This is a genomic window from Synechococcus sp. BIOS-U3-1 (assembly GCF_014279975.1).
GTDB lineage: Bacteria > Cyanobacteriota > Cyanobacteriia > PCC-6307 > Cyanobiaceae > Synechococcus_C.
In genome coordinates this window covers 667,793-680,278 of sequence record NZ_CP047936.1, presented here as the reverse complement: position 1 = coordinate 680,278, position 12,486 = coordinate 667,793, and the positions used below count along the sequence as shown (strand labels likewise).

Below are 12,486 nucleotides of genomic sequence, written 5' to 3'. Positions count from 1 at the left end.
CCAATCCGATGCATTCTCGCGTCAGAGCCGCCTCGGCAGCTCAGCTCAGGGAAAGGCAGCGGCGCAGATGGGCGATCGCGTGATGGCGATGGGGATGACTACGCCCTGGGCCCATCGTGCCCAACCAGAAACTGCCATCACCCTGAAAAACCAGGACCGGTTTACTAGCCCCTTTGCCGTGGGTCTCTAGCAGCGACATGCAGAGCTTTTCAGCCACCTCCGCACCCCTGGGGCGAGAGCGCAGCCGGCGCAGAACCGGATCCACCTGAGAGAACGAAACGAAGGTGGCCTTCTGTGAGTCAGTGACCAGGATCATTCCATCCAGCCACTGGACTTCATCTAGCAGATCCTCGATGGAGGACAGCAGAGACGGCAACGGAAAGGCCATACGTTTCTCCCCCGCTTCTTAATCATTCCTTCATAGTTCATCGGTCTCGCTTGTCGCAAGCGAGGTGCGTCGAAGGATGAATGGTTCAGGCCCAAACGATGAGAAGGCCCATCAGCCCTCCTGCTACTGGGCGATGGCAGGCTTCGCGGAAACCGGCATCGAGAGCCAGCTGCTGCTGAGCGGCTCCGTCGGGAAAACGCTTGAGGCTCTCCTCCAGATAGGCGTAGTGCTCAGCAAGACCAACCCGAGATGCAATCGGAACCACCACTCTGCGCAGGTAAGTGCGTTGGAACACAGCCGCAGCAGTGCCAGAGGGCAGTCGGTTGAAATCCAGCAGACCGGCCCGGCCCCCATCACGCAGCACGCGCCGAAGCTCCATGAGGCCCGCAGCTGGGTCGGCAAGATTTCGTAATCCATAGGCCATCAACGCCCCATCGGCACAGGCATCCGGCATCTCCAGATTCAGAGCATCACCCTGCTGCCATTGCACCGGCAGCCAGGGTTCGCGCGCCGATCGTTGGTCCGCAATCGCGAGAGGTGCAGCGGCCGCATCCACACCAATCACGTGTCCTCCAGGGCGCAAACGGCGAGCCAAAGAGAGGGCTAAGTCACCCGTCCCACAACAAAGATCCAACCATTGCTCTCCTGGCTGTGGCGAGAGCTGCAGCACCATCTCTCGCTTCCATTGGCGATGCAGCCCGAGACTGAGCCAGTCGTTCAACTTGTCGTAACTGGGCGCAGCATCGTTGAACAACTGTTCAACGGCTTCAGCATCGCCAGGCTTCAAAGCGGCAGATCACTGAGAGTCATCACCATCACAGTGGCGAGTCCGACGGCGGCTGAACACACCATGCAGCCAGCCAGCATGAGCGAAAACTCACCCTGGTCCATGGCGGCTTGCATCAACTGAAGTGCCCAGCCCACAAGGACGATCACCACGAACACGAGCAGAATGCCAAGAGGAAGCGCCCAGCTCGTTGGGATCAGTGGGTGAACTGAAGAAACCGTCAGTGCCTCAATCGTGGAAAGCAGGAGATGCACTAAGGGAGTCCGACCACGCAGAACAGTTCTTTACACATTAATGAGAAGTCAAGTCTCCAGAGGGCGGATCATCAGACCTCTGCCGAGCAAATCCGACTTGATCGCCTCAACGGTGAGGATTCCGTCATGAAGCAGGGATGCCAGCAGTGCCGCGGAAGCCTGCCCGCCATTTGGGCCGTCGTCGAGGGCGGCAGCGATGTGATCAAGACAACCGGCGCCTCCGGAAGCGATCACAGGCACGGGTACGGCCTGTGCGACCGACCGCGTGAGTTCCAGGTCATACCCCGCCTGGGTGCCGTCACCATCCATGGATGTGAGCAAGATTTCGCCAGCTCCGAGTTCAACAACCCGGCGTGCCCATGCGGTGACATCCAGGCCGGTGTTTTCACGTCCACCCTTCACATACACGTCCCAGCCGCCTGCCTGCCGTCGGCGAGCATCAATGGCCACCACGATGCACTGACAGCCAAAGCGATCCGCGCCTTCCTTCACTAGCTCCGGCCTTCGCACCGCTGAGGAGTTGAGGCTGACCTTGTCAGCACCGGCCCGCAACAACTCGGTAATGCCCTCCACCGAAGCGATGCCGCCACCAACCGTGAAGGGAATGGTGACCTGATCCGATGTCCTGCGGACCATATCCACCAGAGTGGCTCGGCCCTCATGACTGGCCGCGATATCCAAAAACACCAGCTCATCAGCACCGGCCTGGCTGTAACGGCAAGCCAACTCGACAGGATCTCCCGCATCGCGAAGTCCTACGAAATTCACACCCTTCACCACGCGCCCTTTGGCGACATCAAGGCAGGGAATCAAGCGCAGGGCGACCATGGCATTCGATACATGGCTGTTAAGGTGCAGCGTCTTTCCAAGCCTTGCAGGTCATGCTGGGAAATGTTCTCAATCTGATCAAACGATTAACCGGCTCCGAACCTCTTCCAACACCTCAACTCGAATCCATTGAAGTTGGAAGCAAAGTTCGAGTGACCCGGGTTCGTGATCGCATTCCCCAGGGCATGGTTGACCTGCTCAAAAGTGATGCCTTCGGCACCGTCACTGAGTTCCGAACAGTCGATGGCAAAGGGATTGGAGTGGTCGTCGAGCTCAGTGATGGATCCAGCTCCTGGTTCTTTGAAGACGAGATCGTCGCCGCCTGAGGCTTAGTTCTGTGAGTGACGCCCGACAACTGCTCGGCATGAAGGGTGCCAGCGGCACCACCAACATCTGGAAGCTGCGTCTGCAGCTGATGAAGCCGGTCACCTGGATCCCCTTGATCTGGGGAGTTGTTTGCGGTGCTGCGGCAAGCGGAAACTACGAATGGCGGCTTGATCACTTTCTTGCCGCCACGATCTGCATGGTGATGAGTGGTCCGCTGCTTGCCGGCTACACCCAGACCATCAACGATTACTACGACCGCGAAATCGACGCGATCAACGAGCCTTATCGGCCGATCCCCTCCGGAGCGATCTCACTCGGACAGGTGAGGCTGCAGATCTGGGTACTGCTGCTAAGCGGGCTGGCTGTGGCCTGGGGGCTCGACCAGTGGGCCCACCATGAGACCCCCGTTCTCTTTCTGCTGGCTATCGGCGGGTCTCTCGTCAGCTACATCTATTCAGCCCCTCCTCTCAAGCTCAAACAGAACGGCTGGTTAGGGAACTACGCCCTGGGTGCGAGTTATATCGCCCTGCCCTGGTGGGCAGGGCAGGCGCTGTTCGGACAGCTCACCTGGGCGACCGCTTTGCTCACCCTTGCTTACAGCCTGGCAGGACTGGGCATCGCCGTCGTGAACGACTTCAAGAGTGTTGAGGGCGACCGTGCACTTGGCCTTCAGTCACTTCCAGTTGCATTCGGGATTGGCCCCGCAAGCTGGATCAGCGCTGGAATGATTGATCTTTTTCAGCTGCTGATGGTTGCGGTGCTGATCGCGATCGGGCAGCATTTTGCTGCTGTTCTTCTTGTGCTGCTGATCGTGCCCCAGATCACCTTCCAGGACATCTGGCTGCTGCGCGATCCCGTGGCCTATGACGTGAAGTATCAGGCGAGCGCGCAACCCTTCCTGGTGCTCGGCATGTTGGTCACTGCTTTAGCGATTGGTCACAGCCCTCTGACCCAAGTCATGTGATCCGCACCCGTCGTCATTGGATTCTGATAGGGGGTTCAGCCGTTGTGATCGGCAGTGGCGTGGCTCTGGCGCAATCTGCTCTTGTCAGCGCTTTCGATGCAACGCTCCCCGATGCACGCGGCATCAGCCGCTTCAACAGACCCGGCACGATCACCCTGCTGGCCAGTAATGGAGCGGTGATCCAAAAGCTGGGGCCCGCGACTCGTGAAAAGATCGAACCCGGGAAGATGCCTCTGCTCGTGAAGCAGGCCTTCATCGCCGCGGAGGATCGACGCTTCTACGACCACAACGGCGTTGATATTTGGGGAATCGGTCGGGCTCTAGTACGCAACGTGCGTCAAGGAGCCGTGCGGGAAGGCGCCAGCACGATCACCCAACAACTGGCACGAACAGTGTTCCTCAGCCAGGACCGCACGATCACGCGCAAGCTCAAGGAAGCTGCCCTGGCCTACAAACTCGAACGCCAACTCAGCAAGGAGCAGATTCTCGAGCAATACCTGAACTATGTGTATCTCGGCGCCAGCGCCTATGGGCTATCCGATGCCGCCTGGGTGTATTTCTCCAAGACACCAGATCAACTCAACCTTCAGGAGGCCGCACTGATTGCGGGCCTACCCCCTGCTCCATCGGTGTATTCGCCTCTGGTCAATCCAGACCTTGCCCTGGAGCGGCGAAGCATCGTGCTGAATCGAATGCAACAGGCTGGCTTCATCACCGCAAGCGAAGCCGAGCAGGCGCGCACCAGCCCGCTCGATCTCAAACCAGCCATTCCCAAATATTTCAACAGCTCAGCGCCGTACTTCACCAGCTGGGTGGCCCAGCAGTTGCCGCAGCTGCTCACTGCTGAGCAAATTGAAGTTGGAGGCCTGAAGATCCGCACCAGCCTCAATCTTGATTGGCAGAAGAAAGCCCAGCAAGTGGTCCGGAAGTTTGCCCCCTTCAACACCGAAGGGGTGATCGTGTCGATGGAACCAGGAACGGGCCTAGTGCGCGTGATGGTAGGCGGCAAGAACTTCAGCAGCAGTCAATTCAACAGAGCAACCCAAGGTCTGCGCTCGCCGGGATCCACGTTCAAGCTCTTTCCGTATGCCGCCGCCATCAGATCGGGAGTGAAGCCAGAGGACATCTTTGTGGATGCGCCCCGCTGCTGGTCCGGCTACTGCCCCAAAAATTTCAAGAACAAATACTTCGGCAAAATTTCACTAGCTGATGCCCTGAAGAATTCTCTGAACACGGTGGCCGTGCAGCTGCAGGACAAGGTGGGCTTCGACGCAATCATCAGCACCGCGAACCAGCTCGGGATTGGCAACGAGCGCCCTCTGGGCAAGTACTACCCGATGGCGATCGGTGCCTATGAGCAGACCGTGCTCGACATGACCGCGGCCTATGCCGCAGTTGCCAATCGCGGGGTGTACGTGAAACCAATGGCCTTCGAAGAAATCCGCGGTCCTGAAGGCAACGTTCTCTGGAGCAGGCGCATTGATGGCGACAAGGGGCGTCGGGCCCTCGACAGCGAGGTAGCCGACGCCATGAACTGGATGCTGCAACGGGTGGTAACAGGAGGAACGGGTGCTGCTGCCCGACTCGATGATCGCCCTGTAGCGGGCAAAACCGGTACTTCGGAAGGAGCCAGGGACCTGTGGTTTATCGGCTCCATCCCACAACTCACCACAGCGGTCTGGTTTGGCTACGACAACAACGCCGAAACCAAAAGCAGCAGCGGTGAGGCTGCCTGGGCCTGGAAGCAATTCATGACCACTGTCAAAGGCAGCTACAACATCCAGAAGTTTCCTCCCAAACCAGTCCTCAACCGCCCCTTCACAGGACCGAAAAAGCAGGGCCGCACCACAACAGGAGACGCTGCCTCAGAAAGTAATGGTGACCAGCCTTTTAGCAGCGGAGAACCAACAACAGTCGCTCCGGGCGCACCTCCAAGGCGCTACATCGCACCAGCTGGTGGTCCACCAGTGGATGAAAACTTCAGACCGCTGCCGGTGCAGTAGCGGCAGATAGCATCAGCTGTAGAAAGGGATCTCAAGGTCTGACACACTGCTTGTCTAACGCCTGTCTAACAAATGCCGGCTATCTCCCATAAGGAACAGGTGCTGGACGGGAGAGCTGAGTTACTCACCTATACCCGTGATCCCTCTACCTACTTCCTCAGGGTTTACGACGCATCCAGACGTGCCTACAGGAGCCAGAAGCTCGAAGAGGCTGGATCTCTCACTGAGGCCAAAAGCATGGCCTTGGATGCCTTCATAGGACTGTCTCAGAACCTCAAAGCAGGCAGTAAGCCAAAGAGAGGTTCAACCGTTGGCAGCACAAAGAAGCGCAAGCAAAAGATTGTTGACCTAATGCACGAGTGGCATCAGGGATTCATTAAGCAGCACCGAGCAGGTCTCATCAGAGATGCGACGTTGAGGAATAGGAAATCCAACATGGATGGCCTCATCCCTTTCTTGAATCAGGAAGGTCTTACCTACACAGACCAGATCAAGGTTGGTTGCTTTGACAACTACCCGATTTACAGAGCTGAGTACTCCATCTGGACCTGGAGGCGGGAACTCACTCACCTCAAAGAGTTCATAGTTCACCTAGTTACAGCTGGTCACCTAGATGCAGCTCTACTCATCAACAAAAAGCTCATACCTGCTGTCAAACCAAAGGACAGCGATTACGACTCCAATCCGCCTTGGAGAGACAGTGACCTAGCAGTCTTCTGGAAAGAGATGCACGCCTGGGTTAAAGAAGGAGGCTGGATACTTAATGGGAGATGGCTGCACTCAAGACGCAGGATGTGGGCCTTCTTTGCATTCCTTAGAGCTAGTGGCTGTAGACCCGGTGAAGCTTTAGGTGTCAAATGGTCTGATATTGAATTCGATAATGTCAAACGGTTCAGCAAAACGATGTTCGAAGAGAACATGCAGAAGCTCAGCATAGAGAACCCAGAGATAGACATTCAACGCATCATTGACTTACCAGAAGACAACCCAGAACGGATGTCATTTGGAATGGTTGATGATGTAGTTACTCACATCAGAATCCTTCACTCCAAGACTCACAAAGCCAGAGAGGTCTCCTGTAGAGCAGCTGAACGCTTACTAGCCTGGAAAGAATGGCAACGTAAAGAGCTAGCCAAACAAAGAGGCTCTCTCAAGCTCACTGAAGACACACTGGTCTTCGCACTACCTATTCACAATGAATGGAGACGACTAGCTGAACGCACCTATGCCACAGGCTGGGAAACCATTATGGAAAGGTGCAACACAAAGCTCAAAGGTGCAGAGCTAACAGACCGTAAATACACTCCCTATTCATTCCGTAGTTACAGAGCTATGGAACTCAAAAGAATGGGTGTTGATCCTCTACTTGCTGCAGACCTGTTAGGTCACGATGTGTCAGTGATGCAAAAGATCTATGCACGCCTACCAGCCAGAGAACGTGCAACTAAAGAAGCAGCGGCATTCACACCCGGCAGAAGGAAAGAGATCCTTCCTGAAATCCTTGAGTGGGATGTTGATTATTGACCTAATACCAATGGACTTATTAAATGACCGTACCTATATCAGTACAAATAGAATCGCTCTTTCATCAATGGATTAGCTCCCTCAGGGATTACAGCAAAGCATCTGGTGAATGGAAGAACAACATCAAAGATGACCTGTGGGATATCTACACAGCACTGCTAACTCTTGGAGATGAGATGGATGTCAGCAACAACGCTTACATCATGCTTATCAAGTCAAGAGAGTTTGAACAACTTCTAAAACTTACCAATCGTAATCAGAATGTCCTCAAAACGTAAATCTAAAACAACAACAGAAGAGCTTCCAGTCTATCCATCATTCGAATTTAAGTATCCAGCCAATGCACGTCAGTTCGAGAAACGGCCATCACCATTAGCAGCATCAATGGTTGCTCCTGGATATGTCTATGAGATGAGCACTGGTCTCGTTAAACCAGCAACTACTACACCTACACCAGAGGAAGAAACAGATGTGTAATCACAACCTAGAAGAGACCCTGCAACTAGCCATCACTGAATACAACGCTAGGCAGCAACAGTTCCAAGAGTTACAGCAAGAACTACTTGTACGAACTGGGTCTATCCAAACCCTTCAGAAACTCATTGCAGAGCACCAGGAGGGTTGGAAGTCTCATTGATTAGCCCCTTTACAACTACCAGTCATACGCAACATCAAATTATATTTTTTACCATCCACGACCACGGACGCATCTCCAGTTCCTAACATCTCTCCAGGTGGATTGAACTTCATCGTCATATTTAATGTTTTATCATCTTTTACATACTTGTATATCACTTCCCCATCCCTAATCTCAACAGGATCTGGCGTATCATGCCATCCATTAAGAGTTTCATTCCTTAGATCAATCATAAAACCCGTTGTGTACTCTTCTTTCATGGAGTCAACAACATCTGATGTTTCAGCATCAATAAGAGTGCCATAATACGTGATATCACATTTAAGAAAAACAATATCCTGTGCCACAGCAGGTGATGCTGAGAGGAGCAGAGCGCCTAGGAGGACTGATAATTTCTTCATTGGTTGAGCGTCTGTTAATTCATGTAAGGTCCAGCTAATCGCAATGCCTCATCTTCTGAAATAGTAAGTTCGCCACAATCAGAGCTCAAATGAGGAACTAATGCTTGCACAGCTTTAGATACTTTGTCAGATGTTAATGACCATGAATATGCAGCATTGAGTTCTGGATTCTCGCTTACATATTCATTCATTAGTTCTTTTGCTTGCTTTTCTGTTATTTCTCCCTTCCTTACAAGGCACTCTGCAAATGCTAAAGCTCCTACCACTTTTGATCTATGAAGAAGCCGTGTGTCATCAGCTTTTACTGGCACACTAGACATAACAAGAGCAGCTAGTAAAAGAATGGTTTTCATTGTTTGCTTCCCGTTCTGTCACTAGCACAATACCTTGCTACCCTGTTTCTATCAACAACGGCTTTAGGCAATAATGACTGAAACAAATAGTCAGCCTGGCAGTAACATCATTTCTACAAGTGGTGATAACTCAATTGAATTAACTTTTTCTGAATCTATTCCGTTTGCGATTGCGTCTGTTGGAGACGATGTGATGGATTTACAAGGAAATTTTATTGTTGCTATTAACGGTCAGATACAAGAGAATCTAGATGAAATAATAGGTACAAACCTAGGGGAATACGGGTTAGATTTTATTCCTTCAGTTCTTGATGGCGGTCAGTCCTGGTTTAGCTTTCCTGTAGAAATTCCAGGTGGAAGTGCGTGGGACTTTGATAGAAATCCAGATCAATACGGAAATTTCGGTGGTCAGATTACTCAGACTGCATATATAGCTATTGACAATGTAATTCAAATGGATGTGCAAAATGCTCTTCATTCTGGAACGCCGCATCTGCACGGCATAACTTTTTATCCCAACGAAAATAGTCTAGAGCCTGTCGATACGAACCATACCTTCGGTAATCACGGAATGACAGGTCAATTTTTCAATGAGATCTACATGGATATTTCAGATTATATTAAAGGGGATATTTTCATGGATATTAGAGATGATATTCACATGGATATTCAATTGGCTTGGGCTTATGTTCTTACTCAGCCACCGTCAGAATTACTGTCAGAATACGGCATAGGTGCTTATGAATTAGAAAATATTTATTATGATAATATCGATTAAAAATAATAAAAAAGTCTGAAGGCTTACAAGAAGGTGTTGTAGTTGGACTTATCCCCGTGCCGGGTGTCTAGTTCGCACCCATATTCCATAGTGCTATGTGGTGCTTACTGTGCCACTAGTAGGTGTTAATAACTGCCAGCCAGCGTGATTCAGCGGTGCTAGCCAGTCCAGCTAGATAGATAGGCCATCTAATGAATGCACTGTGATTCCAATGAACACAGCACCATGCAGTGGTGCCAGTGCATCTGCCTAGGTTGCTGGACTAAGCCACTCAATTTTGTTGGACTAGAGCATGGTTGATGTGCACTACATCCAATGATTAGAATAGTAGGCATCACTAACCGTTCATGGCTAAGTAACACTAACTATGGCGCAGCTGCAACACAGGCTCCACCAACTGCAAGGATGATGCTGTAGCCAATAACAGAAATAACTACTGGCATTAACGTTGGATCCATCAGGACATCCTCTTTGTCAGTTAGTTCATCTTATAGCCAGGCATCACGCGAGATGCTGCAGATCAAATCTGCTACCTGGTGATTCATACCAATTTACATCTCAATACTCTAATAAATAGCAGCTTTTGGAAAGAGATTTCTGTGTGTAGTGCAGAAGTCATTGACAACCTGCTGTGCCTCCTCAATCTGCTTCGTGGGATCTTTAACTAGCTTCTCGTCAGTGCTGTCAGTTACCAGCCATCCACCGATCATCTCAAAAGACTTACAATCCACCATGGCAAGCGATGGCATCCGATCATCCCACTGAATGAAACTGCTTGGATAGATGAATGCAACTGCAAACTCAGAATTTTTCCCTAGAAACTTGAAAGAGGCGTACTGTTTTTTCGTTGGCCATTGGAATGCACCTCGTTGCCAATTATCTGTTACATCTTTTTCTGTCACCTGTGCATTCACGGATATAGCAAGGGATGAAAGAATCAGCGAGAAGCCAAGCACCTTCGATAGCATCAGCTTAAAATCAATATTCGTTACTTTAGCAAGACAGTAAAGACTCTAAAGCTTGGAGTCAATCCTGAGATTTTAGAGCAGCAATCTGTTCCATCATCTGTTTCATCTGAGCCTCAAGTTCCTCAGTAGAAGCCAACTTATTCTTTGCCTTGGTGTTCTTCATGACCTCTTCGGACTGAGCCTTTGCTTCAGCAGCCTTGTCCCAGAACTCCTTATCCACCTTCTTTAGAGCCTCTGGAGTAATCCCGGCTCTCTCTAACTGGCGCTCCCGAGCCTTTGCATAAGCAGGGTCCTCAGGGTCAATAACAAAGTCTCCACTCTTCACCCGAGCCTTGATGGCTTCTGAGATGAGAACAGCAGCCATTGCAGCAAGAGATCTCCGGTCTTCCTTCGCAAGCAGGGTTAGCTCTGCATATTCATCAGGCTGCAGCAGTACCTGAACTCTGTCTAAGGCTGTAGGCATGTATCACGGTGCTTAATAGGTACACACCATAGCAGCTGGCAGCAGGAACCTCCAGCTCTTGTCGGACAAACCAATTAGTCCAACGTTATTCAAACACTGTAATAATCCTAAAATCCTAGTCAGCCACTGCTGTTATCTCCCGGTGCAGTAATCACTGCGGCGTAAAAACCATCTCCCCCTCCGGGGTCAGGCCAACGCTGCTGCTCGGAGTTGAGCACGAGATCAGGATGGGCCTGCAGCCAACCATGGATCTGTTCGGTGTTTTCTGAAGGTTGGATGGTGCAAGTCGCATAAACCAGACGCCCACCTGGGGCCAGCAGAGATCGGAGACCATTCAGTAGGCCGATCTGCAGCTTCAGCAATTCAGCAACCGACTCCTCTGTGACTCTCCAGCGAGCGTCGGGATGGCGCGCCAACGTTCCTAAGCCGGAACACGGTGCATCCACAAGTATCCGGTCGAAGCGGCCCTGCCACTCCGGTCTCTCCTGCCCAAGCTGCGACGCATCAGACGCCAGCGCATGGATGCTGCTGCAGCCAAGCCGAGCAGCATTGGCTGCCACCCGCTGCAAACGACCGGGGGATCGATCCACAGCCCAGATCTCCCCACCATCTCCCATCAATTCCGCTAGGTGGGTGGCTTTGCCACCTGGGGCAGCGCAGGCATCCAACACTCGTTGACCAGGGCGTGGATCCAGCAGCGGTGCCACCCACTGGGCCGCACGATCTTGGACGCACCAATACCCTTCGCTGTACCCGGGCCATTGGCGCAGATCACCGGATGGCTCCAGCACCTGAAGCCCATCCGGGCAACCTGTAATCGGCGCTGTTGCAATGCTCCGTTCGGCGAACAGTGCTGCCACAAGGTCAGGCTTTGAACGCAGGCGATTCACGCGCAGATCGAGGGGCGGAACCTGATTACAGGCTCTGGCAACGCACTCAGCCTGTTCGGGGCCACACCACTGAAACAGTCCGCGGCTGAGCCACAACGGCAGCGAATGTTCCTGGGCCAAAGCAGCTGCCGGGTCCTCGGGCATAGGCAACGCTTCGCCGGCCTCACGGGCTCGCAATGCTGAACGCAACAGTCCATTCACCACTGGCGCTAGACGGGCCAGCTTTCCCTGTTTCGCCAGCTCCACAGTGGTGTTCACTGCAGCGGAGGCAGGAATGCGCTCCATACGCAACAACTGGTAAAGCCCGATGTGCAAGAGCCAGCGCAAACGCGGCGGCTGCTTACGAGCAGGCACCTTGCCCAAGCGATCCAGCCAACCATCAAGCCACTGTCGCCAGCGAATGGCCCCGTAAGACAGCTCGGTGACAAAGCGACGATCGACAGCACTAAGAGGCCGGCGGCGCAGCGCCCGCTCCAAAGCCACATCTGCGTAAGCCCCGGCCGCAACTGCTTCCAGAACGTCCCATGCAACACGGCGAGAGAGCAGTGCATCACGGAGAGAGGGTTCAGCAGGTTGAGCCATAGGTGGGCTTCACTGATTTCAATCATCTGCCAGCAACCCCCAGCACCTGGACTGAGCGCAAACAGCAAGCCAAGGCTCGGCCTGAGACGGCGCGCATCGAAGTCAAACCCAAAAAACCACAAGATCAAAAACTATCGCCATTACCAGAAACATTCGAAATCGCTGAAAAGCGATACTCAACTTCACCCAAAATGCTGATTAACTTGAAAAAAGATCTTGTTTATTTGCGAAAACATAAGAATCGCACAATTCAATCTTAGTTCGGCTCAAGACTCTCTTTGATACCAAGGTCACCTTCAAAAATTGCCATGCTTTCGTCCACCTCTGTCGCGACACAAT

The 12,486-nt window shown here is 52.5% G+C and carries 16 protein-coding genes; 7 read left to right on the top strand and 9 right to left on the bottom strand.

The window, feature by feature from the left end:
* Positions 1 to 40 precede the first annotated feature (40 nt).
* From SynBIOSU31_RS03430 to hisF, 4 genes are all read right to left on the bottom strand, one after another.
* Entirely contained in the window at positions 41 to 388 is a 348-nt protein-coding gene (locus SynBIOSU31_RS03430) for a hypothetical protein (protein WP_067094159.1), read from the bottom strand.
* An 85-nt stretch (positions 389 to 473) separates the two neighbouring features.
* Positions 474 to 1,175, bottom strand: coding sequence for a bifunctional demethylmenaquinone methyltransferase/2-methoxy-6-polyprenyl-1,4-benzoquinol methylase UbiE (gene ubiE / locus SynBIOSU31_RS03425; protein WP_186492048.1), 702 nt, complete (start codon positions 1,173 to 1,175; stop codon positions 474 to 476).
* Entirely contained in the window at positions 1,172 to 1,429 is a 258-nt protein-coding gene (locus tag SynBIOSU31_RS03420; RefSeq protein WP_255477335.1) for a hypothetical protein, read from the bottom strand. Before SynBIOSU31_RS03420 ends, ubiE begins: the two co-directional genes overlap by 4 nt.
* 48 nt (positions 1,430 to 1,477) lie before the next feature.
* Complete coding sequence (hisF, locus tag SynBIOSU31_RS03415) at positions 1,478 to 2,257, bottom strand: imidazole glycerol phosphate synthase subunit HisF (RefSeq protein ID WP_186492046.1); 780 nt, start codon at positions 2,255 to 2,257, stop codon at positions 1,478 to 1,480.
* Between the two features lie 77 nt (positions 2,258 to 2,334).
* Between hisF and petP the strand changes: the two genes are divergently transcribed.
* From petP to SynBIOSU31_RS03390, 5 genes are all read left to right on the top strand, one after another.
* The gene (gene petP, locus SynBIOSU31_RS03410) at positions 2,335 to 2,583 is read left to right on the top strand and encodes a cytochrome b6f subunit PetP (RefSeq protein WP_255477416.1); all 249 of its coding nucleotides are present in this window, start codon (positions 2,335 to 2,337) and stop codon (positions 2,581 to 2,583) included.
* Between the two features lie 11 nt (positions 2,584 to 2,594).
* Complete coding sequence (gene chlG / locus SynBIOSU31_RS03405; RefSeq protein ID WP_186492045.1) at positions 2,595 to 3,548, top strand: chlorophyll synthase ChlG; 954 nt, start codon at positions 2,595 to 2,597, stop codon at positions 3,546 to 3,548.
* Positions 3,545 to 5,551 carry a transglycosylase domain-containing protein gene (locus SynBIOSU31_RS03400; RefSeq protein ID WP_186492043.1) on the top strand — a complete coding sequence of 669 codons (2,007 nt, stop codon included), beginning with the start codon at positions 3,545 to 3,547 and terminating at the stop codon, positions 5,549 to 5,551. The genes chlG and SynBIOSU31_RS03400 overlap by 4 nt, the downstream gene beginning before the upstream one ends.
* A gap of 72 nt (positions 5,552 to 5,623) precedes the next feature.
* Positions 5,624 to 7,075 carry a site-specific integrase gene (locus SynBIOSU31_RS03395; protein ID WP_186492041.1) on the top strand — a complete coding sequence of 484 codons (1,452 nt, stop codon included), beginning with the start codon at positions 5,624 to 5,626 and terminating at the stop codon, positions 7,073 to 7,075.
* Between the two features lie 261 nt (positions 7,076 to 7,336).
* Positions 7,337 to 7,552, top strand: a complete 216-nt coding sequence (locus SynBIOSU31_RS03390; RefSeq protein ID WP_186492040.1) for a hypothetical protein — start codon at positions 7,337 to 7,339, stop codon at positions 7,550 to 7,552.
* A 153-nt stretch (positions 7,553 to 7,705) separates the two neighbouring features.
* Here SynBIOSU31_RS03390 and SynBIOSU31_RS03385 read toward each other — a convergent pair whose 3' ends face one another.
* Complete coding sequence (locus SynBIOSU31_RS03385; protein ID WP_186492038.1) at positions 7,706 to 8,059, bottom strand: hypothetical protein; 354 nt, start codon at positions 8,057 to 8,059, stop codon at positions 7,706 to 7,708.
* Between the two features lie 68 nt (positions 8,060 to 8,127).
* Positions 8,128 to 8,466 (bottom strand): hypothetical protein, encoded by a 339-nt coding sequence (locus SynBIOSU31_RS03380; RefSeq protein ID WP_186492036.1) that lies wholly within the window; start codon positions 8,464 to 8,466, stop codon positions 8,128 to 8,130.
* Positions 8,467 to 8,539: 73 nt separating this feature from the next.
* Here SynBIOSU31_RS03380 and SynBIOSU31_RS03375 point away from each other — a divergent pair, with 73 nt between their 5' ends.
* Positions 8,540 to 9,244, top strand: coding sequence for a hypothetical protein (locus SynBIOSU31_RS03375; protein ID WP_186492034.1), 705 nt, complete (start codon positions 8,540 to 8,542; stop codon positions 9,242 to 9,244).
* Positions 9,245 to 9,810: 566 nt separating this feature from the next.
* Here SynBIOSU31_RS03375 and SynBIOSU31_RS03370 read toward each other — a convergent pair.
* The 3 genes from SynBIOSU31_RS03370 to SynBIOSU31_RS03360 form a co-directional block, all read right to left on the bottom strand.
* Positions 9,811 to 10,212, bottom strand: a complete 402-nt coding sequence (locus SynBIOSU31_RS03370) for a hypothetical protein (protein ID WP_186492033.1) — start codon at positions 10,210 to 10,212, stop codon at positions 9,811 to 9,813.
* A gap of 58 nt (positions 10,213 to 10,270) precedes the next feature.
* On the bottom strand, positions 10,271 to 10,675 hold the full coding sequence (locus SynBIOSU31_RS03365; protein ID WP_186492032.1) for a ribbon-helix-helix domain-containing protein: 405 nt from the start codon (positions 10,673 to 10,675) through the stop codon (positions 10,271 to 10,273).
* Positions 10,676 to 10,794: 119 nt separating this feature from the next.
* The gene (locus SynBIOSU31_RS03360) at positions 10,795 to 12,147 is read right to left on the bottom strand and encodes a 16S rRNA (cytosine(967)-C(5))-methyltransferase (RefSeq protein WP_186492031.1); all 1,353 of its coding nucleotides are present in this window, start codon (positions 12,145 to 12,147) and stop codon (positions 10,795 to 10,797) included.
* A 2-nt stretch (positions 12,148 to 12,149) separates the two neighbouring features.
* Here SynBIOSU31_RS03360 and SynBIOSU31_RS03355 point away from each other — a divergent pair, with 2 nt between their 5' ends.
* A complete protein-coding gene (locus SynBIOSU31_RS03355; protein ID WP_186492030.1) occupies positions 12,150 to 12,407 on the top strand; it encodes a hypothetical protein in 258 nt (85 codons plus the stop codon).
* Positions 12,408 to 12,486 lie beyond the last annotated feature (79 nt).

What these genes read in the sequence shown, in the direction of transcription:
- SynBIOSU31_RS03430 (WP_067094159.1), bottom strand. Translation starts at nt 388, where the DNA reads ATGGCCTTTCCGTTGCCGTCTCTGCTGTCCTCCATCGAGGATCTGCTA.
- hisF (WP_186492046.1), bottom strand. Translation starts at nt 2,257, where the DNA reads ATGGTCGCCCTGCGCTTGATTCCCTGCCTTGATGTCGCCAAAGGGCGC.
- SynBIOSU31_RS03395 (WP_186492041.1), top strand. Translation starts at nt 5,624, where the DNA reads ATGCCGGCTATCTCCCATAAGGAACAGGTGCTGGACGGGAGAGCTGAG.
- SynBIOSU31_RS03390 (WP_186492040.1), top strand. Translation starts at nt 7,337, where the DNA reads ATGTCCTCAAAACGTAAATCTAAAACAACAACAGAAGAGCTTCCAGTC.
- SynBIOSU31_RS03380 (WP_186492036.1), bottom strand. Translation starts at nt 8,466, where the DNA reads ATGAAAACCATTCTTTTACTAGCTGCTCTTGTTATGTCTAGTGTGCCA.
- SynBIOSU31_RS03375 (WP_186492034.1), top strand. Translation starts at nt 8,540, where the DNA reads ATGACTGAAACAAATAGTCAGCCTGGCAGTAACATCATTTCTACAAGT.
- SynBIOSU31_RS03370 (WP_186492033.1), bottom strand. Translation starts at nt 10,212, where the DNA reads ATGCTATCGAAGGTGCTTGGCTTCTCGCTGATTCTTTCATCCCTTGCT.
- SynBIOSU31_RS03365 (WP_186492032.1), bottom strand. Translation starts at nt 10,675, where the DNA reads ATGCCTACAGCCTTAGACAGAGTTCAGGTACTGCTGCAGCCTGATGAA.
- SynBIOSU31_RS03360 (WP_186492031.1), bottom strand. Translation starts at nt 12,147, where the DNA reads ATGGCTCAACCTGCTGAACCCTCTCTCCGTGATGCACTGCTCTCTCGC.